Genomic DNA, 23,724 nt, shown 5'->3' with positions numbered 1-23,724 from the left:
GCGAAGCCGGGGGAACGCCAACTGTCGTTTTCAGGTTAATGCGCCTCACTCCAATTTTTTCCCCACTGAATATCAACCTTCAACGGCACCTTCAGCGCCACGGCCTGCGACATCTCCCGGTTCACCAGTGCCCGCATCTGCTCCAATTCTGTCTCCAGCACCTCAAAGACCAGTTCGTCATGCACCTGCATGATCAGACGGCTCTGCAGCCCTTCGGCACGGATGGCGCGATCCACCCCCAGCATGGCCTGCTTGATGATATCGGCTGCCGAGCCCTGGATCGGGTAGTTGATGGCGTTGCGTTCCGCAAAGGAACGCAGGTTGCCGTTGCTGCTGGTGATATCGGCAATCGGCAGTTTACGTCCCAGGATGGTTGTGACATATCCTGTCTCTTTTGCGCTGGCGATGCAGGAATCAAGAAAGACAATCGCCCCACTGTGACGCTCTTTGTAGGCGGCTATGAACTTCTCAGCCACGTTGCGGGCAACCCCCAGCTGCTTGGCCAGCGAGAAGGCCCCCTGACCGTAGATGATGCCGAAGTTGATGGTCTTGGCCTGACGCCGCATCTCGCTGGTCACCATCTCCGGGAACAGACCGAACACCTCACTGGCGGTACGGGTATGGATATCCTCATCCTGGCTGAAGGCATCACAGAAGACCGGATCAGCGGACAGATGGGCCAGCACCCGCAGCTCGATCTGGGAATAGTCGGCTGCCAGGATACAGCTGCCTTCAGGGGCGATAAACGCCTCGCGGATGCGGCGGCCTTCGTCGGTGCGGATCGGGATATTCTGCAGGTTCGGGTCTGAAGAGGAGAGCCGTCCGGTGGCAGTCACGGCCTGGTTATAGGAGGTATGGACACGGCCCTGCCTGTCGGTCAGCTTGGCCAAGGCGTCGGTATAGGTGGACTTCAGTTTGGCCAGCCCGCGGTAATCCAGCAGCAGTTTGGCAATTTCATGTTCCTCTGCCAGGCCGGTCAGCACTTCGTTGTCAGTGGAACGGCCGGTCTTGCCCTTGGTCTTCTTGCCGGCCTGCAGCCCCAGCCGCTCGAACAGTACCTCTTCCAGCTGCTTGGGGGAGTTGAGGTTAAACGGACCACCTGCCAGCTCAATAATCCGCTTTTCCAGCTCCTGCATCCGCTGGCCAAAACCGTTACCCAGCTCGGCCAGATAGGCCAGATCCAGCAGCACGCCATGCTGTTCCATCCGGGTCATGATCTCCATCAGCGGCATCTCCAGCTCAAACAACAGCTTCTCCAGCCCCTGTTCTTTCAGCATCGGCAGCAGCTTCTCATGCAGCAGCCAGGTGGCATCGGCATCCTCGGCCGCGTAGCGGGTGGCCTTCTCCACCTCCACCTCGCTGAAGCAGATCCGGTTCTTGCCGGAGCCGGTCACCTCGTCGTAGGAGATCATCTTGTGATTCAGGTGCTCCTGGGCCAGGGCATCCAGGCCGTGGCCGCCGCGGGAGGGGTTTAACAGGTAGGAACAGAGCATGGTGTCGCACCAGCTGCCCTGGACCTCCAGCCCGGCAGTGGCCAGTATCTGCAGGTCAAACTTCAGATTCTGGCCCACCTTGCGGATGGCCGGGTTGCCAAAGGCGGGGCGCAGGCGGTCCAGCACGGTCTCCCGCGGCAGCTGATCCGGCATCCCCAGATAGCGGTGTCCCACCGGGATGTAGAACGCCTCGTGTGCCTGCAGCGAGATCGAGATCCCCACCAGTTCGGCCGTGCGTGGATCAAGGCCGGTGGTCTCGGTATCAAAGGCAAAGGCAGAGGCTGCCTCCAGGCGCTGGGCCAGCTGTTCCAGCTCTTCGCCTGTCAGGATGCAGTGGTACTGGTCGGTCTGCAGGGTGGCCTGGGCGGTCATCTCCTTGATCAGGGTGTGGAAGCCGTACAGCTTGAACAGCTCGTTCAGTCGTTCGTTGTCCGGCTCCTGTGCCAGCAGCTGATCCGGGTGCAGCTCATAGGGTACATCCTTGATAATGGTGGCCAGGGTGCGGGAAAGACGGGCCTGCTCGCTAAACTCCCGCAGCTTCTCGCCAACCTTGCCCGGTACCTCAGCAGCCCGTTCCAGTAGACTGTCCATGGAGCCAAACTGTTGGACCAGCTTGATGGCGGTCTTCTCGCCAATCCCCGGCACACCGGGGATGTTGTCGGAGCTGTCACCGGCCAGACCCAGGATGTCGATCACCCCTTCCGGTCCCACGCCGAAACGCTCATGCACCTGGGGGATGGCCGAGGTCACGTTCTTCATGGTGTCCAGCAGGGTGGTCTGCTCAGTCACGATCTGCATCAGATCCTTGTCGCCGGTCACCACCACCACCTGGCCGCCGGTTGCCTCCCAGCGGGCTGCCAGGGTACCGATCAGGTCGTCCGCCTCGTACCCCTCCAGCTCCACCACCGGAATGTTGAAGGCCCGCACCAGATCACGGATCGGCCCCACCTGCTGGCGCAGGTCATCCGGCATCTCGGCCCGGTTGGCCTTGTAGGCCGGGTACAGCTCGGTGCGGAAGGTCACCCGTCCCACATCGAACACCATGGCCAGGTGCTGGGGCTGGTAATCCTTCAGCAGCTTCAGCAGCATCTGGGTAAAACCGTAGATGGCGTTGGTGGGAAAGCCGCTGGGTGATGACAGCCGTTTGATGGCAAAATAAGCCCGGTAGAGGTAGGAGGAGCCGTCGATCAGATAGAGGGTGTTGTTGGTCATGGGGTGTCCGGTTTCTGTTATAGTACTTCGGTTGTTTAGCGAAGGCCGCCGCTGACCAGTCCGGGCAGCTTTTCCGTCCGATCAGTGTTCATAAAGTTGATTAGATGTTCGGTTTATATTGGCTTTCCCAGAAAAGATTGTTGAACCGCCGAAATGATTCTTTGTGACTGAATTTTTGACTGTATTGGCTTATCAAGTCTGTGAAATCTATGTCCAATGACAATGAGGCAAAGCAAGCATTGCATACGGCGTAAATGAATTTTGTAATCCCAGAGGACCACAGAGGATCATGTTTGAATTTTGTGCCCATTATCGGGAACGTGTCTGATATTGGTTTAGGCACAGGATATCTCGTTTCCATATATCCAGCGCGCACAGCACGGATTAATTCAGAACCAGAGTACCCGTCGAAGTCGGTCTTTCTTATCCGAGAAATGTCATCTGCCATAAAATGGGATAATTGTTTCAGCATTTCTTTGAAGTTATGACCCATGTCTCTGGCAAGTTCGTCAATCTTTTTCTTTGCAGCTGGACGATCCATCGCCTCATATTCTTTATGGAGATGAAATAAAAGCACTGCTTTAGCAAACTTCTCTAACCCCATGATCTCTGAGAACAGAACGTTGTCAGAAAAAGCATCATAATCGCTGTCGAAGGCAAAATACAAATCAGTCAAGCCGTAGTTAATCCATGTCTTTGCTACTAGTTGTCGGTCCATAATATGCCTTTGAGAATCTATCTAACCCACCAAGTGAATTTGAACGCTATAGACCAGCTTGACAGGGCGCTTTTCCTCGGATTGAACTCTTTCCATTTTGGACACAGTTGAAGCATGATTAAGTTCATCGGCAGAAATGTATGTTGTTTGTCTGTTCAGTCATTGTGTGTCTCATCTCGTATCCAAAGATTAGAGCCGCTTTATTCCAATTTCAGATCAAGGATGAGATCAAGGCGGCAAGGAAATTGGCGACGCAGACGTACAAGCAGTACGTCGAGGAGCCAATGACAAGCCAACGAAGATGTCGCCTTGAAATGGAATTGGAGTCACTTTAAAATCACCCCGGCCTCACCTTGCGCCACCACCTGCATAGACAGGCGATCCTGCAGCACAGCCGCCTCGCCAAGGGAGAGCGACTTGACGGTACCGGTCAGCCTGACCCGATCAGCCAGTTTCATGGTTGAGAGCGCTTCAGAGGCCTTGGTGCGGGCCTTGTCCAGCTGCTCGACAACGGCGCTGTCCAGCTTCTCTTTGATGGTGCTGCGGATCGTGCTGCTGAACAGCCAGCTGCCGGCGCTGATCAGCCAACCGGCGTTCTTTGTATCAAAATCCACCTCTTCAAAGGTCAAGCTGTTGTTCTGCGGATTGTAGACCGGCTTGGCCAGCACGGTTAGCTCGCCGTCAAAATCACCGGTACTGGTCAGGTTCACCATCAGGCGGCCTTCTGCAGCCTTGATGCTGAATTTTTTGATGGTGATCTTCTTGTCTTCACCAAAAGTCTTGTCCAGCAGGACCGGATTCAGGGCCGTCACCAGATCATCAAAGAAGATATCGGTGGCAAGCTGGATATGAAAGTTTTTGTCGAAACTTGACAGCAGCTGGACCGGAGGTAATGGCCGTGCCGCAGCCGCGGCCGGCTTGGGGCCAATGGTGATTTCAGCACCGGTGATGACGCCGAGCGACAGCCTGATCTGATTGTTTGAGGCCTGTAACGGGCTGATCACGACCCTTTCCGGGGTCAGCTTCAGCCAGGTGCTGAACTCCTTATTGACCAGAGTGGGGGTAAAGGCCTGTTGCCACAGCGGGGTTACCTTGGCCCGTAGCTGGACCGCATCGTTGACCTTGCTGTCGATGATCGGTGCCAGCAGACGTTGCACCGGTTGGGTAATCCCCTCCACCATGCTCTTGGGTTTCAGGGAGAGCGGCCCCAGCTTGAGGGTGTCGGCCAGGTTGTCGGACAGGCCGGTGTAGTACAGCTCGGTCTTCAGGCGCCAATCCGGGGTGATGTTCACCCTGGCCTTAAAGCGCAGTCCGGCCCGCAGCGGATAGCTTTCGTAAAAGCCATAGCTGAAGGTCAGTTGAATTGGCAGGGTCAGGTAAATGAAGTTGTCGTTGGCCGTTACCGCAACCGGGCCGGTGCGTTGCACGGTTACCGAGGTGCCCAGCCCGCCTTGCCCCTTGTACAGCTCTTTGGGCAGTGACTGGTTCACGATGGTCGAGAGATCAGCCGCCGAGGTCTCCACACTCAGGTTGATGGAGGAGGGGGGCACAGCGGCAGAGGCAGATGTTGCACTCAACAGCAGTAGGATACAGACTATGTAAAAACGGTACATTGTGAAAGACCTCCGGTAATAGGGTTATGCCTTGTCTTTATCCCGCGTAAACAGCAGAAAGGCCATGGCCGGGCGCTTGCTGCTCTCCCGCATGGCAAACTGCATGCCGTCAAAGTTCCATCCTTCGACGACCTTCTCGTTCAAGGCCTCTTCAATGGTCTCTTCCGTTACGTTTGAGAGTTCAACTACCTTGTACTGCAGCATGAGACACCTCCGTTCGCTGGTATACTACCTGATCATACAGGTTGGTTACAATCCGGAAAGCGGTCTTGACAATCGCCAAATCAGTTGTATCTAAAACTATACGGGAATATTCATGTTTAGCCCGTCAAGGAGCGCCTATGCGTGGTGATTGCTGCGAACATGCACTGCTGGCCGATGATCCCCGCCTGAAGCTGGTGGAGCGGGCCATGAAGCGCTTGCAGTACCAGCCTGATGCCCTGATTGAGGTGCTGCATACGGCCCAGGAGGCGTTCGGCTATTTAAACCGCGAGCTGCTGGCCCATGTGGCGGCCCAGTTGAAACTGCCGGAAAGCCAGGTCTTCGGGGTGGCCACCTTCTACCACTTCTTTACCCTGCGCCCCAAGGGTGAGCATTCCTGCATCGTCTGCACCGGCACGGCCTGTTATGTCAAAGGGGCGGGCGAGATCCTGGGCCGTTTGGAGCAGGAGGCAGGGATCAAGGCCGGTCAGACCACGGCAGACGGTAAGCTCTCGCTGGGCACGGCCCGCTGCCTGGGCAACTGTTCCCTGGCACCGATGATGATGCTGGATGATACGGTGCATGGGCCGGAAAGCCCGGATGGTGCGGCTAAGAAGCTGAACACGCTGTTGGAGGTACCCCATGAACAGGGTTGAGCTGGCTGAACTGGCCGAAGCGGTGACAGCCCAACAGCAGTCCTGCCGCATGCGGCTGCTGGTCTGCTGCGGCACCCCCTGTGTAGCGGCCGGTAGTCAGGCGGTGGTGGCGGCCCTGCGGGAACGGCTTGCCGCTCTGGGGCATCCGGCGGATCTGGAGCTGGTGGGTACTGGCTGCCAAGGCCCTTGCAGCCGTGGCCCGTTGTTGACGGTGCTGCGTCCCGGCCAGCCTGAGCAGGTCTGGCAGAAGTGCACGCCGGAACTGGCCGTGTCGATTCTTGAGGCAGAACTACAGCAATCTGCCTTTCCTGACACCAACCTGCTGCCTGCGGACTGGCCGTTCTTCAGGTGCCAGACCAGGCTGGTACTGGCTAACAGCGGCAGGATCGACCCTGAGAACCTTGAACAGTACATTGCCCGGGGAGGCTATGACGGTCTGGCTCAGGTGCTGCACGAGATGATCCCGGATCAGGTCTGCGACAGCGTGGTGCAGAGCGGCCTGCGGGGCAGGGGCGGTGGCGGCTACCCCACCGGTCTTAAGTGGCAGCTGGTGCGCAAGAGCAGCGGCAGCCGCAAGTTTATCGTGGCCAATGGTGATGAAGGGGACCCCGGTGCCTACATGGATCGCTCACTGATGGAGTCTGATCCGCACCGGATTCTGGAGGGAATGGCCATTGCCGGCTACGCCATCGGAGCCGAGCAGGGCTACATCTACGTGCGGGGCGAGTATCCAGTGGCAGCCCAGAGGCTGCGTAAGGCGATCCGGGATGCGGAGCGGGCCGGACTGTTGGGCAGCCGGGTGCTGGATTCCAGCTTCAGCTTCAGGATCGATATCCGGATCGGTGCCGGTGCCTTTGTCTGCGGCGAAGAGACCGCGCTGCTGGCCTCGATCATGGGCAGGCGCGGCCAGCCCCGCATCCGTCCCCCCTATCCGGCCGAGGCAGGCTTGTGGGGCTGTCCCACCCTGATCAACAATGTGGAAACCTTCGGCAATATCCCCGCCATCTTCAGCATCGGTCCCCAGGCCTTTAACGCCATCGGCAACGGCAAGAGCCGGGGCACCAAGGTCTTTGCCCTGTGCGGCGAGGTGGTCAACAACGGCCTGATTGAGGTGCCGATGGGGATTCCACTGCGGGAGATCGTGTTTGAGATCGGCGGAGGGCTGGCAAACGGCGCCGCCTTCAAGGCAGCCCAGACCGGCGGCCCCAGTGGCGGTTGTATCCCGGCTGAAAAACTGGATACCCCGGTGGATTACGAGAACCTGCAGGCGCTGGGCTCGATCATGGGCTCGGGCGGCCTGATCGTGATGGGTGAGCAGAGCTGCATGGTGGATGTGGCCCGCTTCTTCATGGAGTTCTGTCTGGATGAGAGCTGTGGCAAGTGCGTGCCCTGCCGCACCGGCACGGTGGAGATCTATCGTCTGCTTTCGCGGATCTGCAACGGCAGTGCTTCTCAACGGGATCTACAGACCCTGGAACAGCTCTGCCAGATGGTGAAGGACACCTCGCTCTGCGGACTGGGGGCGGCGGCACCCAACCCGGTGTTGTCCACCCTGCGCTGGTTCAGGGCAGAGTATGAGACCCATGTGAACGAGCGGCGCTGTCCGGCCGGGGTCTGCAGCATGGATGAGCTGCCGTTGCATCTGCTGGGTGAACAGCTGCTGCAGCGGATCGCGGCACTGCGCTGTGACGGGGAGGGATACTGATGCCGGCCATAACCCTGACCATCAACAATGACCTGATCTCTGCCCGTCAGGGCCAGACCCTGCTGGAGGTGGCCCGTGAGCACGGGATTGAGATTCCCACCCTCTGCCATCTGGATGGACTTGAGGCGATGGGTGGCTGCCGCCTCTGTCTGGTGGAACTACAGGGCAGTTCGCGCCCGGTTCCTTCATGTGTCACCAGGGCGGCCGAGGGGATGGTGGTGACCACCCACAGTGACAAGCTTGTGGAATACCGCAAGATGCTGGTGGAACTGCTGCTGGCGGAGCGGACCCACACCTGTTCCATCTGTGTGCAGAACAACAACTGCGAGCTGCAGACTCTGGCTGCCAAACTGGGGATTGACCATGTCCGTTTTGATTACCTGAACCAGCAGTTGCCGATGGATGCCAGCCGGGAGCGCTTTGCCCTGGACCACAACCGTTGCGTGCTCTGTTTGCGCTGCGTGCGGGTCTGCGATGCCGTGGAAGGCGCCCATACCTGGGATGTGCGGGGCAGGGGATCAACCAGCCGGATTGTGGCTGACCTGGATCGTCCCTGGGGAACCAGTACCAGTTGTACTGACTGCGGTAAATGTGTCCAGCTCTGCCCCACCGGTGCCCTGTTCAAGAAAGGGGCCACTGTTGGCGAGATGCGCAAGGAACGCAGCTTCCTGAACCGGATTCTGGAGCGGCGGCGGCTGGCAGCCCAAGGGGGTACGCCATGAGCCGGTTGCGTCTGGCAACAGCCTGGCTGGGGGGCTGCTCCGGCTGCCATATGAGCTTTCTGGACCTGGGAGAACAGTTGATTGAGATTTCTGACGCACTTGAACTGGTCTACGGTCCGCTGGTGGATGCCAAGGAGTTCCCGGAAGAGGTGGATGTGGCCCTGATCGAAGGTGCCGTGGCCAATTTTGAGAACCTTGAACTGCTGCAGCAGATTCGTAATAGATCAAAACTGCTGATCAGTTTTGGTGACTGTGCCATTACCGGCAATGTAACCAGTTTACGCAACTTCTTCAGTGTGGATGACCTGCTGACGGCGGTCTACCATGCCGGTCCCGGCAGCGCACCCCGCAGTGATGAAGCGGATCAGGTGCTGCCGGAACTGCTGCCGCGGGTGCTGCCGCTGCATCAGGTGGTGGAGGTGGATGCTTACATCCCCGGCTGTCCCCCCGATCCGGAACGGATTATGGCGGCGTTGTCAGCCCTGTTGCAGGGGCAAACGGTGCAGTTGAGTGAAGAACAACGAACGTTTGGATAGTCTTACCACCCCTGTCCCCTCCTGAATCAGGAGGGGGACGACGATCACACGCCTTGCTCCCCTCCTTGATAAGGAGGGGTTGGGGGTGGTTGAAGGAAGCTACTCTATGTCCAAGACCATTACCATAGCGCCGGTTACCCGGATCGAGGGACATGCCAAGATCACCATCCAGCTGAATGATGCCGGTGAGGTGGCTGATGCCCGTTTCCATGTCACCGAGTTTCGCGGCTTTGAAAAGTTCTGTCTGGGGCGCAGCTACCGCGAGATGCCCTCGATTACCGAGCGGATCTGCGGCATCTGTCCGGTCAGCCATGCCCTGGCCTCGGCCAAGGCCGGTGATATGCTCAAAGGGGTTAACATACCGCCAACGGCCGAAAAGCTGCGGCGCCTGATGCATTATGCCCAGCTGGTACAGAGTCACGCCCTGAGTTTTTTTCTGCTTTCCGGCCCGGACCTGTTGTTGGGGATGGAGAGCGATCCGGCCAAGCGCAACTTGATCGGTCTGATCGAGGCCCAACCTGAGCTGGCCAGGCAAGGGATCCGGCTGCGTCAGTTCGGCCAGGAAGTGATCAAACTTTTGGGTGACCGGGCCGTGCATCCGGCCTGGGCGGTATCAGGCGGGGTGCGGGAGCCGCTGACAGCAGACAAGCGGGACTGGATTGCAGCCCGGCTGCCGGAGGCGCTGGCAACCGCGAAGAAGGCCCTGGCCCTTGGCTATGAGGCCCTGCAACGCCTGTCCGAAGAGGCCGGTTGCTACGGCAGCTTCCCCAGCCTGTTTCTGGGGCTGGTCTCGCCAGATGGCGGGCTGGAACAGTACGATGGCAAGCTGCGGCTGATTGATGCGGATGGCGCAAATCTGGAAGGTGATAGTGATCCATCCCGTTATGCCGAGTTTATCGGTGAGGCAGAACAGAGCTGGAGCTACCTGAAGTTCCCCTATTACAGGCCCCGTGGTCATGAAGGCGATGCCGGCATGTACCGGGTTGGTCCCCTGGCCCGTCTGAATGTGGCCAGTTATGCCGGAACACCCCTGGCCGAGCAGGAACTGCAGCGGTTTCGTCAATTCAGGGAAGGGGGCGGTCCGGTGCTGGGCAGTTTCTACTACCATCAGGCCCGGCTGATCGAACTGCTCTACTGTCTGGAGCGGATCGGCGAGCTGCTGGATGATCCGCACCTGCTGGACAGCCATGTGCGCAGTCACGCCCGCACCAACAACCGGGTCGGGATCGGCGTGGTGGAGGCGCCGCGCGGGGTGCTGTTTCACGAGTACCATCTGGATAATGACGGGCTGCTCAATCATGTCAACCTGATCATTGCCACCGGTCAGAACAATCTGGCCATGAACAAGACCGTGCTGCAGATCGCCAAGCACTACCTCGCCGGCAGCCGGCTGGATGAGGGACTTTTAAACCGTGTGGAACACGGCATCCGTTGCTACGATCCCTGTCTTTCCTGTTCTACCCATGCCATGGGCAGGATGCCGCTGCAGCTGGAGTTGTACAGCCCTGACGGGGGGCTCATCCAGCGCCTGGAACGTTCTTCATCCCCCCCCCTTGACAGCCGGAAATGAATGCTTATCTTTTGACCAGAAGGACCGCATAACGTACCAAGTGAACAAAGGAGGACTGTGTCATGGCAATCGTCAAGTACAACCCGTTACGTGAGCTGCGCAGTATGCAGGACCAGATGGACCGTCTGCTGAACCTTTCCTGGGGCAGTGGTGAGTACCCGGGGGAGGATATCAAAGAGGGGATCTGGCAACCGGCGGTGGATATCTATGAGACCGCTGACTCGATTGTGATCAAGGCCGAGCTGCCTGATGTGGATCAAAAGGATATCGATGTCCGGATTGAGGACAATCTGTTGACCATCAAGGGTGAGCGCAAACACGAAAGTGAGGTCAAGAAGGAGAATTACCATCGGATTGAACGCTATTTCGGCTCCTTCCAGCGCAGTTTCAAGCTGCCTGCCACGGTTGAGCAGGAAAAGGTTGCAGCCAGTTGCGAGAAGGGGGTTTTAACCGTGACGCTGCCCAAAAAGGAAGAGGTTAAGCCGAAGCAGATCAATGTTGAGGTAAAATAATAGCCTGATTTTCACGAACATCAGGAACGCTGTAACGCAGAAAAGGCCGGGGAAAACCCCGGCCTTTTCTGCGTGTAACCGCACGTTGATCAAAAATCAGGCAGGCTTTTTGCTTTCATCAGAGGTGGCAGCTGCCTGCTGCTGCTGGGCTTCAGGTGCAACCTCCGCCTTTTTTTCTGGTTCCTGTGCCTCTACCTTGCGGGCCTCTTCCTGTATGTTACGCTGGAAGTCTTCTGAGGCCTTTTTGAACTCGGCCAGCCCTTTACCCAGGGATTTGGCAAGCTCAGGCAGTTTATTCGGGCCGATTACGATCAGGGCGATGACCATTATGACAATCAGTTCCGGCATGCCGATTCCAAACATGATGATATTCTCCTGGATACCTGTCTTGTAGTACTGGCCTATTAAAGCGTTATTCGCTGGTGCAAGGCAACAAAAAAATGAGTTGTTTGTACAGTGGTGGCGATGTACAAATATGCGCAAAAAATAATCACAAGTGATTAAAATATAGTCAGGAGTTGCCGGTGTCATTGCTTCGTCCCCTCAAAATTGGCAGTCTGACACTGCCGCATAATTTATTGCTTGCGCCGCTTGCAGGCATTACCAACCATGTTTTCAGGCTTATCTGCAGACAGGCGGGAGCCAGTCTGGCCTTTACTGAAATGGTCAGTGTCAACGGCATGGTTCGTGAAGGTGAAAAGACACTGGCCTTGCTTGCAAGCTCTCCAGATGATCGTCCACTGGGGGTGCAACTGTTTGGAAACTCCCCCGAACTGCTGGCTCAAGCCGCCAGTATGGTTAAGGATAACGCAGATCTTATTGATATCAATATGGGCTGTCCCGTACGCAAGGTGGTTGGTACCGGCGCCGGGTCCGCCTTGTTGCAGGATACGGCGCGGATAGCAGAAATCATCAGATCGGTCCGCAGGGCAACGGAACTGCCTCTGACGATCAAGATCCGCAGTGGCTGGCAGTGCGGTGATGTTACCTGGCAGGAGGTGGGGCGGATTGCCGAGGCGGAAGGGTGTGACGCCATTACCCTGCATCCCCGCAGCCGGGCCCAGATGTTTAACGGACAGGCCGACTGGCGGCAGCTTGGGCAGTTAAAACAGCTGGTGAAGATACCGGTGATCGGCAGCGGAGATCTGTTCACCCCGCAGGATTGCCAGCGGATGCTGAAAGAGACCGGGTGTGACGCCGTGATGGTGGCCCGGGGGGCGTTGGGTAACCCTTGGATCTTCAGCCAGACCTGTGAGCTGCTGGAGGGAAGGCCGCTAACCCCGGTAAGCTGTGCCGATCGGATGGCAATGGCCGAACAGCACCTTGCCCTGTATAGCGATTATGCCGGTGCATCGATTGCGGTGCGGGAGATGAAGAAACACCTGGGATGGTATATTCATGGTGTGCCGGGAGCAGCGGCCTTGCGCAGGGCCGTCAATACAGCCCGCACTCAAGATGAATTGCTGGACGTGATCGAACAGATCAGGAAAACAGGAGTCTGATACTACGGTGCATACAGACCTGAGTGGATACGCCCTCACCGTACTTGACAGTGTCGGTGACGGGGTAATCGTCATCAACGCTGAAGGGTTGGTTACGCTGATGAATCCGGCCGCCGAGGAGATGACGGGCCGTTCCCGCCGTCAGGTGGTGGGCTCACGCTTTCTCGATTCCTTCAAGACAGAGCCTGTGCTGGTTGAGATGGTGGAGCGCACCTCTGCAAGCGGTATTTCACTCTCTGATCAGGATAATGTGGTGCTGAACCCCTCCGGGCGGGTCATTCCGGCTAATGCCACAACATTTCCCCTGATGAGATCAGACGGAGAAACCATCGGGGTCGTCCTGACCCTGCGTGATCTCACCTCAATCCGTGAACTGGAGGCAGCGGTCAGGCAGGCTGACCGGCTTGCCACCCTGGGTACCCTGGCTGCCGGTCTGGCTCACGAGGTCAAGAATCCGCTGGGAGGGATCAAGGGGGCGGCCCAGCTGCTGGAGCGTGAGCTGGATGATGACAGCGATCTGCTGGAGTATCCGCGGGTGATGATCAAAGAGGCGGAGCGGATCGACAAGATCATCAGGCAGCTGCTTGAGCTGGCATCCCCGCGGGGGCCGCGCTATACGCCGGTCAATCTGCATATGGTGCTGGGGGATATCATCCTGCTGCAACGGGAGGCGGCCGGTAGCCGGGATGTCTCCATCTCCACCGGGTTCGACCCCAGTATCCCTCCGATCATGGCAGATGAGGCCCAGTTGACCCAGGTCTTTCTTAACCTGATCCGCAATGCCATTGAGGCGATGTCCGAGGGCGGGCGTCTGTCTGTCACCAGTCGTGTGCTGGCCGAGTATCACCTAGCCCGCAACGAGAACCGTTCACGTATGGTGGCGGTGGAGGTGGCTGACACCGGTCCGGGCATATCCGAAGAAAATCTTGCCAAGGTCGGTACACCGTTCTTCACGACCAAGGACAACGGTACCGGGCTGGGGCTGGCCATCTGTCAGAAGATTGTCGGGGAGCACCGCGGTATGCTGAAGATAGACTCAAAACCGGGACAGGGGACCAAGATCAGTGTGCTGTTGCCGTTGATCCAGTCACCCGTGAAAGGATAGACAGTATGGGACTGCATCGGATACTGGTGGCTGATGACGAAGAGAGCATGCGTTGGGTGCTTTCCAAGGCGTTGCGCAAAAAAGGATATTCAGTTGATCTGGCTGCTGACGGCAACCAGGCCCTGCGTCAGGTGCGGGAACAGTCCTATGATCTGGTAATCGTCGATATCAAGATGCCCGGCATGTCCGGTCTTGAATTCCTGGACAAGGCCCGGGAGCTGCGCCCTGACCTGCTGGTGGTGGTGATGACCGCCGAGGCCAGTATGAAGAACGCGGTTGAGGCGATGAAGCGCGGTGCCTACGATTACATCACCAAGCCGTTTGACCTTGAGGTGATTGATGCCATCATTGAAAAGGTCAGCCGGGCACGGGATGTCAGCAATCAGGTCTCGCTGCTGAAGCAGGAACTGAAGGATCACTATCAGGTCGAAAAGAATATCATCGGCAACTCGGCAGCCATGCGGGAGGTCTACAAGACCATCGGCAAGGTGGCCGGCAGTGATATCACCGTGTTGATCCAGGGAGAATCCGGTACCGGCAAGGAACTGATCGCCCGGGCGATCCACTTTAACTCAACCCGGCTGGGAAAGCCGTTTGTGGCGATCAACTGTGCCGCCATCCCCAAGGATCTGCTGGAGAGCGAGCTGTTCGGCAGCGAGCGGGGAGCCTTTACCGGGGCCACCGAGCGCAAGACCGGCAAGTTTGAGCAGGCCAACCACGGCACCATCTTCCTGGATGAGATCGGCGACATGCCGCTGGACCTGCAGGCCAAGATCCTGCGGGTGCTGCAGGAACAGGAGATCACCCGGATCGGCGGTTCCCAGAACCTGAGCGTTGATGTGCGGGTGGTGGCAGCCACCAATCAGGAGCTGCAGGAACGGGTGCGCAACCGCGAATTCCGCGAAGACCTTTACTACCGCCTGAATGTGGTGCCGATCAATCTTGCCCCGCTGCGTGAGCGCAGTGAGGACATTCCCGCCCTGGTGGAGTACTTCCTGGAGCGGGCCTGCGCCGAGCTTGAGATCCCAACCAAGCAGTGCGCCCCTGAGGCGATGGAGCTGCTGAGCAATTACTCCTGGCCCGGTAACGTGCGGGAGCTGGAAAACACCATCAAACGCGGCGTTATTCTCTCCAGTGACCCCTATCTGACCACAGCCGATTTTGCCAGTCTGACCAACCGCCAGGAAACCATCCATGCCATTCCGCAGGAACAGTCACTGGAATCGCTGGTGGAGATGAAGCTGCGCAACTCCATGAACGGGATTGAAAAGCTGGATAAAGGTGATATCTACGACCGGGTGCTGGAACAAGTGGAACGTCCCCTGATCCGTTACGTGCTTGAAAAGACACGGGGTAACCAGGTGCGCGCTGCTGATATTCTGGGGATTAACCGTAATACCCTGCGCAAGAAGATCAGTGAGCTGGGGGTCAGTATCAAAAAGGATTAACGCACAGGAGCCGGAAACGGCTTCACAGACTGCTGACAAAGTCCCCGCCTCAGGCGGGGACTTTTTTTGTGCTCCATCCATGTCTACAGACCAGATTTTCACAGCGGGTGTGACGATTGAGGAGCTAATCGCCACTGAACAGGCTGATGATATTCGAGTGCAGTTTCTCTAAGAAACTGGTGGCTTGCAACAGTGCGTGGTGTTATCATCTGCGGCAGTATGCGTAAGCTGATGTGAATTGCGCGGCTTTGAAAACAGCCTGATACAGTAGTAATTAAAGGCAACAGACAAATCGAAATACAGCTCCTGTTTCGAGCATTTCTTACATCAGAACCTTGCATCGAGCCGTCCATGAGGAATTTGTAGTATCAGGTAAACAAAATCATGGTGAGGGCCACCGCAACGAAAAGGGCTACTGTTGGATGGACCAAAAGAAAATCCATAACCTCAAACTGATTTACGGTATTGCATTGGCATTTATCGGGTTGACCATGTTTTTGTCAGCCCTGCTCATGCATAACGCCATCAAGCGTAATGAAGCCGATTCAAAAATAGTGAATCTATCCGGCCGTCAACGCATGCTGAGTCAGCTTATCACCAAAACACTTCTTATCCTTGAGCGTACAAAGGATTCAACTGAGCAGAAGCGGCAATTAGAGGTCCTGTCAAAATCATTACATGACATACAGCAAGTTCACCTCGGATTACAGCATGGTGACCCAAAGCTTGGTCTGGCAATCCGTGATACTACGCCGCAGATACAGGGATTGTTTGTTGCTGTTGAGCCGTATCATGCGAAGATCATCCAGGCACTTACAACACTACTCGAAAAAAGTACGGGGCCAACTATTGATCAGGGCATGTTGCAACGTACGATTGATGTCATGTTTGCTAATGAGCCTTCTTTTCTGTCGATCATGGAGAAAATAACGCTTCACTTTGATGAAGGTGCGAAAAAACGGATCAAGCTGCTTGCGCATTTGCAAAACAGTATCCTCGTCGCCGACCTGCTGGTGCTTTACCTTGTTTTTTTATTCGTTTTTCGGCCGACTTTAAAAAATCTGGAAACGTCTGTGGGACTCCTCAAGGACAGTGAAGAACGTTTACGCGCAATCACTGATACGGCAGGAGATGCCATCATTATAATGGACCCCCAGGGGGCTATTTCCTACTGGAACCCAGCCGCTGAACAGATGCTGGGCTATCGTTCTGAAGAGGTTATAGGAAGAAACCTCCATGAGCTGCTGGCACCCCAACGTTACCATGCAGAGTACCAAGCAGCGCTGCCCAATTTTTCCCATACGGGAAGTGGTAATGCGGTTGGAAATATTCGCAGTTTTTTTGCCCTCCGGAAGGATGGTCAAGAGATTGCTGTATCACACTCTCTTTCGGCATTCCTGCTTAATGGTGAGTGGCATTCCGTTGGGATACTCCGTGATATTACAGAAAGTTTAAAACAACAGGAGGCGTTAAAGCATAGCGAAGAAAATGTGCGTCTTCTGCTCAACTCGGCTGCTGAAGCTATTTGCGGCATTGACTTGAATGGCAACTGCACTTTTGCCAATCCATCCTTTCTCAAAATGTTTGGTTACACTGATCTGGTGCAAGTCATTGGAAAAAATGTATATCAGCTCACGCATCACACCTCTCCTGACGAGGTTCCATTTCCGGTTGAAAAGAGTTGCTTTCACCGCGCAATTCATGACGGTCTTCAGATCCATCTGGACAGTGAAACCTTGTGGCGCTCTGACGGTTCCAGCTTCCCGGTAGAGATATGGACACACCCTCAGGTAACAAATGACAGGCTTGTAGGGGCGGTCATTACGTTTGTCGACATCACCGAACGCAGGAAAGCGGAAGAAGTATTGCAGCAAATGGCACATTATGATGTTTTGACGGGTCTACCCAACCGCGCCTTGTTCAGCGACCGTGTTCAACAGGCGCTTGCCGAGTCAAAACGTGATCGAAAATGCTTAGCCATTATGTTTATCGACCTGGATAAATTCAAGCCGGTGAACGATAATTATGGCCATGCCGTTGGCGATCTGTTGCTGAAGGAAGTAGCAAATCGAATTAAACTGTCTCTTCGAGAGTCTGATACTGTGGCACGCATTGGTGGTGATGAGTTTGTGGTGCTCTTAAAGAATATTAAAGACGCGCAAGATGCCTTGGCGGTTGGTGAAAAAATACGTACTTCACTGAACATGCCGTTTATGCTTACTACTCTTTCCCTAGAGATCTCTTCAAGTATCGGTATTTCCGTCTTTCCTGAGCATGGCTCTGACGAGGTTGCATTGTGTAAAAATGCCGATACGGCCATGTACCAGGTAAAAGAAAGCGGGCGGGATGCCGTGCGGTTATTTATGTAACAAAAAAGGAACGGGCTGCTGTCTTGGGTGGGCTACTGTCCGGAAGCATACTCTCAACAAGGGGCCAGAAGCGGCCCCTGCTGTTTTTTAGCCGAAGACATGCTCCAGCAGTTGCTCGTGTCGTTCAATCACCGCCAGTGCAGGCAGATCTGATTTGTAGGCGATAAACGGTACTCCTGCAGCTGCGGCAGCGTGCATATCCACCGCGCTATCCCCCACAAACAGGGCTTCCTGCGGGGTAATGCCGTAATGTTCCAGCACCTTCAAGAGTGGTTCAGGGTGTGGCTTGGGGTTCTGGACCTTGGCGGCGGTCATGATACAGCCAAAGAACCCTTCCAGCCCGAAGTCTTCAATGATCATCTCCATGGAGGCGGCTCGGTTGGTGCAGATGGCCAGTTCAACCTTTCCTTTCAGCGCGCTCAGTGTCTCCACCAGCCCTTCTTCCCTGCGCATGTACGGCATCAGTTCCTTGTAGCGGATGGTCTTGCCGATGGCGATCGCCTCTTCCTTCTGGGGATCACGGCCGAAAAAATGTTCAATCACATCCAGATAGGAAAAGGTGTGCAGCACCCGTTCTGATTCGGTGCAGAGCCGGTCGATCTCCGGTCTGCCCAGGCCGGCCATGATCCGGTTGTAGAAGATGTAGTTTGACTCAATGGAATCCAGGATCACACCATCGCAGTCGTAGATTACCGCCTTGTAACGTGCTGTCATCTATCTTCCTCTTCCCGTTGCTGGGCCTTTGCCAGAAATTCATCCCATTCCATGGGCAGCAGATATTTTTTGCGGCTGTTGCATTCCTTGCAGGCCGGCACCACGTTGTTGCGGCTGGCCTTGCCGCCCCTGGTCACCGGTACGATATGGTCCATGGACAGTTCATCCGGTGCAAAACGGTTGCCACACCAGTGACAGATCCCCAGGGCCAGTCGGTTTTTCCACCAACGGCTGCGGCGCAGTTCCCGGGATTTGTCCCGTTCTCGCCTGATCTCTTCCTCTGATACCTCAATAATAAATTCGCTCATGGTTACCCCAGTCCGGCAACAGTCGCGCCGTCCCGTCCTTCGTGAGGTTCTCCGCTACGGAAGGAACTGATCTGCGGGTGCCGCCCCAAAAACTCACGCACTGCCCGCTGCAGGGTACCGGTGCCGATGCCGTGGATGATCCTGATCTCTTTCTGTCCGGCCAGAACTGCCTGATCAATGAATCCTTCCAGCTCAATCAAGGCCTCTTCCACCCGTTTGCCGATCAGGTTCAATTCATGTGCTGCCTCTTCAGGCTGCAGCTTCATGTTGATCTCCGGCCGGTTTTTGCGTGTCTTGCTGTGCGTTGCGTTCGTACCCGCAATCAGGCCGTGCAGCGGCACCTCCATCTCAATGCTGCCTGCCCTGACCCGTACCTTGTGACGGGCCTGGTCAATGCTGATGACGGTGGCTTCGCGCCCCAGAGAACGTACCTGCACGATGCTGCCGGGCTGTAGGGCATCAGCGGATGGAGCCTGCTGTCCTGCCGGAGCAAAGTTGGCCTCCAGCTCTTCAGATTTTTGTCTGAACTTATCAGCAGTCTCCTTCCGTCGATCCTGCTTGAACTGCTCCAGCAACTGATTCATTTCACGCCGGGCAGCGGTGATGGTGTCCCGTGCATCCTGACGGGCCTTTTCAATGGTTTCCTGCCTGAGACTGACAAGGTCAGCCTCCTGCTGCTTCAATGCCATAGCCAGACCATCAAGCCGCTGGCGTTCCTGCTGCTGGCTGTCCAGTTCATCTGCCAGGGCGTTCCGTTTCTGACGCAGTTCGTCAATGATACCGGCAAAGGCGGTGCCGGCATCCCCCAGCAGGTTACGGGCAAACTGCAGCACAGATTCAGGCAGCCCGTAGCGCCGGGCGGTTTCCAGGGCATGGGACTGCCCCGGTTCACCCATCACCAGGCGGTAGAGCGGGGTCCAGGTGGCACTGTCAAACTCCATTCCGGCGTTCTGCATCCCTTGGCTGCGCTGCACAAAACCGACAATCTCGGTCAGGTGGGTTGTGGCAAGCACCAGCGCGCCGCGGCTTTGCAGCTCATGCAGTACTGCGCAGCCGATGGCAGCCCCTTGCAGCGGCTCGGTACCGGTTCCCAGCTCATCCAGCAGTACCAGGCTGCGGCTGCCGGTCTGACCCAAAATGCCGGCTATGGCCGCAACATGGGCTGAAAAGGTCGAAAGGCTCTGTTCAATCGATTGATCATCACCAATATCCACCAGCAGGGCATCCAGCAACGGGATAGATGAGGAGGGTGAGGCAGGTACCGGCATCCCGGACAGGGCCATGGCAGTGATTAAACCGACGGTCTTCAGCGCGATTGTTTTACCCCCGGCGTTGGGGCCGCTGATAACCAGAACCCGTGCACTGTTTAGCTCCAGGTCCAGCGGCACAATCGGCGTGGTATCCTGCTGTTGTTCCCGCATCACCAGCAGCAGCGGATGACGGGCTGATAGCAGGCGCAGTGAGCCGTTTTGGTTCAACTCCGGAACCGACATGTTGAATTTTTCGGCAAACGCCGCCACGCTGTCCAGGCGGTCCAGCTCAACCAGGCTCTTGAAACAGGCGCCGATCTGCTCGGCATCTTCACGAATCCAGGCTGAGAGGCGCCGCAGGATGCGGATCTCTTCGGCTTTTTCTTCGGCAGAGAGGTTTTCAAGCTCGTTGACAAAGGGGATGATCTCCAGCGGTTCCATGAAGGCGGTCTCACCGGAGGAGGAGACGTCATGCACCACCCCCGGTACCATCCCCTTTGAATCCATCCTGACCGGAATGACCCAGCGGCCGGAGCGGATGGTGATGAAATCATCCTGCAAAAAAATGGCGGTCTCATGCCTGCGGACAAATTCCTCCAGTTTTTTGCGGACCCGTGCCGCCAGTGTGCGTTTGGCCTTGCGGATCTGGGACAGTTCCTGCGAGGCGCTGTCCAGGATGTTGCCTTCGTCATCCAGGGTGGCGGCAAGCGGCTCAAGGATGTCGTTGAAAGCCACCGGGAAGGGGGACAGCAGCTTCAGGGCCGGGATATCCTCGCGCGGGGCCAGTTGTCGGGCCAGCTCGGCCAGTGAACCGAGTACCGGGATGAATTCCAGCAGTTCAAAGGGGGAGAGGATGGCGCCGCTGGGACGGACCGCGTCAAGCAGCGGGCGGATGTCGCTGAAGCGGCTGATTCGCAGACAGATCCGTTGGCGCAACAGCCCCCTGATCTCCTCGATGCGCTGCCAGCCGGTGCGGATCTCCTGCGGCTGCCTGGAGGGCTGCATGGCCATGATGCTGTGTGCAGTGATGTCACTGCGTGCATGGCTCGCAATGGACTGCAGGACTTTGTTGAATTCAAGACGGCAAAGGGTCGTGTGTGAGATCATGGGATTTCGTTGGTCTGTTGTTTGGCGGCAGAACGACGGCTGCGGCGGCTTTTTTGTTTGCGAATCCGGGCCAGTTCCCGGTCCTGTTCGGTGACAAGCCCCAGGTGGCGGGCTATTTTTTCAAGCAGTTCGCGGCGGGCCAGAAACCGGTTTAGGGATTGACTCCGTTCGCGACCGCAGCGCGCCTCAATGCCGGTGGGCAGGTGACGGACCTGAACGGCGGATGAGGTCTTGTTGAGGTGCTGGCCTCCTCTGCCGGATGAACGTACAAACTGTTCCTCCAGTTCCTCCTCTTTTACTCCCAGCTCCGCCATGCGGGCTACCAGCCATCTGTTTTTCTGATCACTGACGGCGAAAAGCGGGCTTGCCATTACTGCATGCCTGCCTGCCAGTTATAGGCCTTTAGCTGGGCCTCCATCACGGTATTGTACGGAATTGACAACGTCTCCAGCAGTGCTGAGGCGGTTGAAAAATCAACCTGTTCAAGGGCCTCGGCCAGGGCCAGCAGGCTGCCGTAAACCCCCTCCCGGTCCACCAGGGCCTGTTGTACCTCTTCGGACAGGTTCAGTTCCTCGGCAATTTGCCCCATCGGAATGTCGTAGAGCGATTCAAGCAGGGAGAGTATGCCGGTCATGAAGGCCTGGTCCGGGGCCTCCCGATTGCTGCGCAGGCGGGGACAGGCTGTGGCCATCTGCTCCATGAAACCTCCCCGCACCGCTGCCATATCCACCAGCGGATTTTCCGTGGCATGGCTGTCATCGGTGGCGAACAGGGCCAGTTGTACCCAGCGTTTGATCTGGGCACGTCCCAGCATGCTGATGGCGTGACGTACGGTCTGAATCTTCTGCAGGCCGGCATAGGAAACTGAGTTGACCAGCAACAGCAGTTTGTAGGTCAGTCCCGGACTGCTGCGGAAGGTCTTTTCGATCTCTTCAATATCTGCATCATCCATCATCTGGCGCATCAGTTTCAACAGCGCTGCGCCGCCTTCGTCGATCTTCTTCTTTTCAATTACCGCCGGTCGGGCAAAGTAATAGCCCTGAAAGTAGTCAAAGCCCAGATCAAGGCACTTCAGAAATTCTTCCTTGCTTTCCACCTTTTCTGCCAACAACTTGAACTGGTAGTTGCGATAGCACTCAATGGTTGCCCCCAGAGTGTCAACCGGGGTTGCCATCAGATCGACCTTGACGATTTCGACAATCTTGTACAGCTCTTCGTAGATCGGGTCATAGTCGTGATCATCCAGGGCCAGTACAAATCCGGCCTCCTTCAGCTCACGGCAGCGTTCTATCAGCTCCGGTGTTACTTCAAGGGTCTCCAGCAGCTCCAGCACCACCATATCCTTGGGCAGCAGTTCCAGGGAGTCGCTCATCAGGATATCCAGCTCAAGGTTGATAAATCCCTGGTGATTGCCCAGAATCTGCTGAATACCAAACCCGGCCAGGGTATTCAGGATCACACTGGCAGTGGCCTGTGAGGCGTCACTGACATTGGCGCTGCTCAGCGAATCGGCGGAGCGGAACAACAGTTCATAGGCGCAGATCTGCTCATCACGATTCAGGATCGGCTGACGTCCGATCAGGTATTTTTGTCCGGTCTGATCCATAGTATGGGCTAACCTGTTCCGTCACTGGCGATAATGTTTAAAGAAATAGTATACGTTATCTTCAGGGTTAGTGCAATCAGTGCCTTGTTTTCAAAAAAGCTGCAGGATTGTTGCCGAATCGTCCGTTGCATGTTATACATTCTCCGTTGTGAAGCCGTCGTTTTTCTGCATTTTTGAGGTGACAGAGTGAAGGTGTCATTGTTGCGCAGGGTCTGGGTGACCTTCTCTGCCTATGTTGTCGGTATATATGCTTCGTTGCTGAACCGCCTGGAGGTGCGGGGAGGACAGTTCATCCCCGGCTCGGGCGGTGTGTTGCTGGCCTCCAACCATATCTCGGCCTATGAGACCATTTTTCTGCCCTGGGCCGTCCTACGCAGTCATCCCTTGCAGATGCTTTGGGCACCGGCCAAGGAAGAGCTGTTCAGGAAACCGTTTCAGCGGCTGATCTATTCATCCTGGGGGGCTTTTCCGGTACGACGGGGCAGGGATGTCAAGGCCGGCAAGGTGTTGAATGATCTTTTGCAGGATCAAAAGGTGATGCTTTTCCCGGAAGGAACCCGTCATAAGGATGGTCGCCTGGGGCCGGGAAACCGTGGCGTGGGCAAACTGATCTTTGACACCCGGCCAACGGTGATCCCTACGGCCCTGGTGGGGCTGAACCACTGGCGTTTTCCCAGCCTGGGGGCCAGGGGAGCGATTGTCTTTGGTGCTCAGGTCCATTTTGACGATCTGTTTACTCTGGAGGACTGCAAGGAAACCCACCAGCTGATTGTTGAGCGGCTGATGGAGTCAATTGCGGCATTGCTGAAGCAGGAAGGGGCCTATGTCGGGCGTGCGGAAAAGTAAGGGTGGCGGGCAGAACAACCGCCATATTTTGAGGATGGCTCTTTGAAGCAACAGAACAGCTTGACTGAGGTGGAGATCTTTTGTGACGGCGCCTGCAGCGGCAATCCCGGCCCCGGCGGTTACGGCACTATTCTGCGTTGCCGCGGCAAGGAAAAGGAGCTGTCCGGTGCTGCGCCAGAGACCACCAATAACCGGATGGAGCTGACAGCCGCCCTGGAGGGGTTGCGGCAGCTGACCCGTTCCTGCCGGGTGACGATAACGACGGATTCCCAGTATCTGGTGAAAGGGATGACGGAGTGGCTGGCAGGCTGGCAGCGTAACGGCTGGAAAAACAGCAAGAAGGAACCGGTACTCAACCGCGATCTCTGGGAGGCGCTGGTTGAGGCTGTCAAACCGCATCAGGTTGACTGGCAATGGGTACGTGGTCATGCCGGCCATGCCGAGAACGAACGTTGCGATTCCCTGGCCAGGGAAGCGATCAGCACCTTGAATGAGCGGAATTGAAATGCCATAACCCACAACGAGGGTGTC

Annotated in this window: 22 protein-coding genes; 12 read left to right on the top strand and 10 right to left on the bottom strand. The window is 56.6% G+C overall.

The window, feature by feature from the left end; genetic code table 11:
* Positions 1–35: 35 nt before the first annotated feature.
* From polA to FY034_RS12610, 4 genes are all read right to left on the bottom strand, one after another.
* A complete protein-coding gene (polA, locus tag FY034_RS12625) occupies positions 36–2,705 on the bottom strand; it encodes a DNA polymerase I (RefSeq protein ID WP_265551077.1) in 2,670 nt (889 codons plus the stop codon).
* A gap of 100 nt (positions 2,706–2,805) precedes the next feature.
* Complete coding sequence (locus FY034_RS12620; RefSeq protein WP_265551075.1) at positions 2,806–3,423, bottom strand: hypothetical protein; 618 nt, start codon at positions 3,421–3,423, stop codon at positions 2,806–2,808.
* A 326-nt stretch (positions 3,424–3,749) separates the two neighbouring features.
* Positions 3,750–5,036 carry a DUF4403 family protein gene (locus tag FY034_RS12615; RefSeq protein ID WP_265551073.1) on the bottom strand — a complete coding sequence of 429 codons (1,287 nt, stop codon included), beginning with the start codon at positions 5,034–5,036 and terminating at the stop codon, positions 3,750–3,752.
* A 24-nt stretch (positions 5,037–5,060) separates the two neighbouring features.
* Complete coding sequence (locus FY034_RS12610; RefSeq protein ID WP_265551070.1) at positions 5,061–5,240, bottom strand: DUF4177 domain-containing protein; 180 nt, start codon at positions 5,238–5,240, stop codon at positions 5,061–5,063.
* 137 nt (positions 5,241–5,377) lie between these two features.
* On the opposite strand from FY034_RS12610, the gene hoxE reads away from it, so the two are divergent.
* From hoxE to FY034_RS12580, 6 genes are all read left to right on the top strand, one after another.
* Positions 5,378–5,893, top strand: coding sequence for a bidirectional hydrogenase complex protein HoxE (gene hoxE / locus FY034_RS12605; RefSeq protein ID WP_265551068.1), 516 nt, complete (start codon positions 5,378–5,380; stop codon positions 5,891–5,893).
* The gene (locus FY034_RS12600; protein ID WP_265551066.1) at positions 5,880–7,598 is read left to right on the top strand and encodes a NuoF family protein; all 1,719 of its coding nucleotides are present in this window, start codon (positions 5,880–5,882) and stop codon (positions 7,596–7,598) included. Before hoxE ends, FY034_RS12600 begins: the two co-directional genes overlap by 14 nt.
* The gene (gene hoxU / locus FY034_RS12595) at positions 7,598–8,320 is read left to right on the top strand and encodes a bidirectional hydrogenase complex protein HoxU (protein ID WP_265551064.1); all 723 of its coding nucleotides are present in this window, start codon (positions 7,598–7,600) and stop codon (positions 8,318–8,320) included. Before FY034_RS12600 ends, hoxU begins: the two co-directional genes overlap by 1 nt.
* Positions 8,317–8,856 (top strand): NADP oxidoreductase, encoded by a 540-nt coding sequence (locus tag FY034_RS12590; RefSeq protein ID WP_265551062.1) that lies wholly within the window; start codon positions 8,317–8,319, stop codon positions 8,854–8,856. Before hoxU ends, FY034_RS12590 begins: the two co-directional genes overlap by 4 nt.
* Positions 8,857–8,962: 106 nt before the next feature.
* Positions 8,963–10,426, top strand: a complete 1,464-nt coding sequence (locus tag FY034_RS12585; RefSeq protein ID WP_265551060.1) for a Ni/Fe hydrogenase subunit alpha — start codon at positions 8,963–8,965, stop codon at positions 10,424–10,426.
* A 62-nt stretch (positions 10,427–10,488) separates the two neighbouring features.
* Positions 10,489–10,938, top strand: coding sequence for an Hsp20/alpha crystallin family protein (locus FY034_RS12580; RefSeq protein ID WP_265551058.1), 450 nt, complete (start codon positions 10,489–10,491; stop codon positions 10,936–10,938).
* 96 nt (positions 10,939–11,034) lie between these two features.
* On the opposite strand, the gene FY034_RS12575 is transcribed toward FY034_RS12580, so the two are convergent.
* Positions 11,035–11,301: a TatA/E family twin arginine-targeting protein translocase gene (locus FY034_RS12575; RefSeq protein WP_265551056.1), complete on the bottom strand. Its 267-nt coding sequence runs from the start codon at positions 11,299–11,301 to the stop codon at positions 11,035–11,037.
* 167 nt (positions 11,302–11,468) lie between these two features.
* On the opposite strand from FY034_RS12575, the gene dusB reads away from it, so the two are divergent.
* From dusB to FY034_RS12555, 4 genes are all read left to right on the top strand, one after another.
* Complete coding sequence (dusB, locus tag FY034_RS12570) at positions 11,469–12,440, top strand: tRNA dihydrouridine synthase DusB (protein ID WP_265555268.1); 972 nt, start codon at positions 11,469–11,471, stop codon at positions 12,438–12,440.
* 7 nt (positions 12,441–12,447) lie between these two features.
* Positions 12,448–13,545 (top strand): two-component system sensor histidine kinase NtrB, encoded by a 1,098-nt coding sequence (locus tag FY034_RS12565; protein WP_265551053.1) that lies wholly within the window; start codon positions 12,448–12,450, stop codon positions 13,543–13,545.
* A gap of 5 nt (positions 13,546–13,550) precedes the next feature.
* The gene (locus FY034_RS12560; protein WP_265551051.1) at positions 13,551–14,993 is read left to right on the top strand and encodes a sigma-54-dependent transcriptional regulator; all 1,443 of its coding nucleotides are present in this window, start codon (positions 13,551–13,553) and stop codon (positions 14,991–14,993) included.
* A gap of 422 nt (positions 14,994–15,415) precedes the next feature.
* The gene (locus FY034_RS12555; protein ID WP_265551049.1) at positions 15,416–17,362 is read left to right on the top strand and encodes a diguanylate cyclase domain-containing protein; all 1,947 of its coding nucleotides are present in this window, start codon (positions 15,416–15,418) and stop codon (positions 17,360–17,362) included.
* An 87-nt stretch (positions 17,363–17,449) separates the two neighbouring features.
* Here the strand turns inward: FY034_RS12555 and FY034_RS12550 are convergent, their stop codons facing one another.
* From FY034_RS12550 to FY034_RS12530, 5 genes are read right to left on the bottom strand one after another with little or no spacing between them, the layout of a single operon-like run.
* The gene (locus FY034_RS12550) at positions 17,450–18,076 is read right to left on the bottom strand and encodes an HAD family hydrolase (RefSeq protein WP_265551048.1); all 627 of its coding nucleotides are present in this window, start codon (positions 18,074–18,076) and stop codon (positions 17,450–17,452) included.
* Positions 18,073–18,384 (bottom strand): HNH endonuclease, encoded by a 312-nt coding sequence (locus FY034_RS12545; protein ID WP_265551046.1) that lies wholly within the window; start codon positions 18,382–18,384, stop codon positions 18,073–18,075. Before FY034_RS12545 ends, FY034_RS12550 begins: the two co-directional genes overlap by 4 nt.
* A gap of 2 nt (positions 18,385–18,386) precedes the next feature.
* On the bottom strand, positions 18,387–20,741 hold the full coding sequence (locus FY034_RS12540; protein ID WP_265551045.1) for an endonuclease MutS2: 2,355 nt from the start codon (positions 20,739–20,741) through the stop codon (positions 18,387–18,389).
* Positions 20,738–21,112, bottom strand: coding sequence for a peptide chain release factor family protein (locus FY034_RS12535; protein ID WP_265551043.1), 375 nt, complete (start codon positions 21,110–21,112; stop codon positions 20,738–20,740). Before FY034_RS12535 ends, FY034_RS12540 begins: the two co-directional genes overlap by 4 nt.
* Complete coding sequence (locus FY034_RS12530) at positions 21,112–22,347, bottom strand: EAL and HDOD domain-containing protein (protein WP_265551042.1); 1,236 nt, start codon at positions 22,345–22,347, stop codon at positions 21,112–21,114. The genes FY034_RS12535 and FY034_RS12530 overlap by 1 nt, the downstream gene beginning before the upstream one ends.
* 186 nt (positions 22,348–22,533) lie before the next feature.
* On the opposite strand from FY034_RS12530, the gene FY034_RS12525 reads away from it, so the two are divergent.
* Together FY034_RS12525 and rnhA are read left to right on the top strand one after the other, a co-directional pair.
* The gene (locus tag FY034_RS12525) at positions 22,534–23,193 is read left to right on the top strand and encodes a lysophospholipid acyltransferase family protein (protein ID WP_265551040.1); all 660 of its coding nucleotides are present in this window, start codon (positions 22,534–22,536) and stop codon (positions 23,191–23,193) included.
* 60 nt (positions 23,194–23,253) lie between these two features.
* Positions 23,254–23,697 carry a ribonuclease HI gene (gene rnhA, locus FY034_RS12520; RefSeq protein ID WP_265555266.1) on the top strand — a complete coding sequence of 148 codons (444 nt, stop codon included), beginning with the start codon at positions 23,254–23,256 and terminating at the stop codon, positions 23,695–23,697.
* The last annotated feature ends 27 nt before the right edge of the window (positions 23,698–23,724 follow it).

The sequence above is a fragment of the Trichlorobacter lovleyi genome, assembly GCF_015239775.1.
GTDB lineage: Bacteria > Desulfobacterota > Desulfuromonadia > Geobacterales > Pseudopelobacteraceae > Trichlorobacter > Trichlorobacter lovleyi_B.
This window is presented reverse-complemented; position numbering and strand designations above follow the sequence as displayed.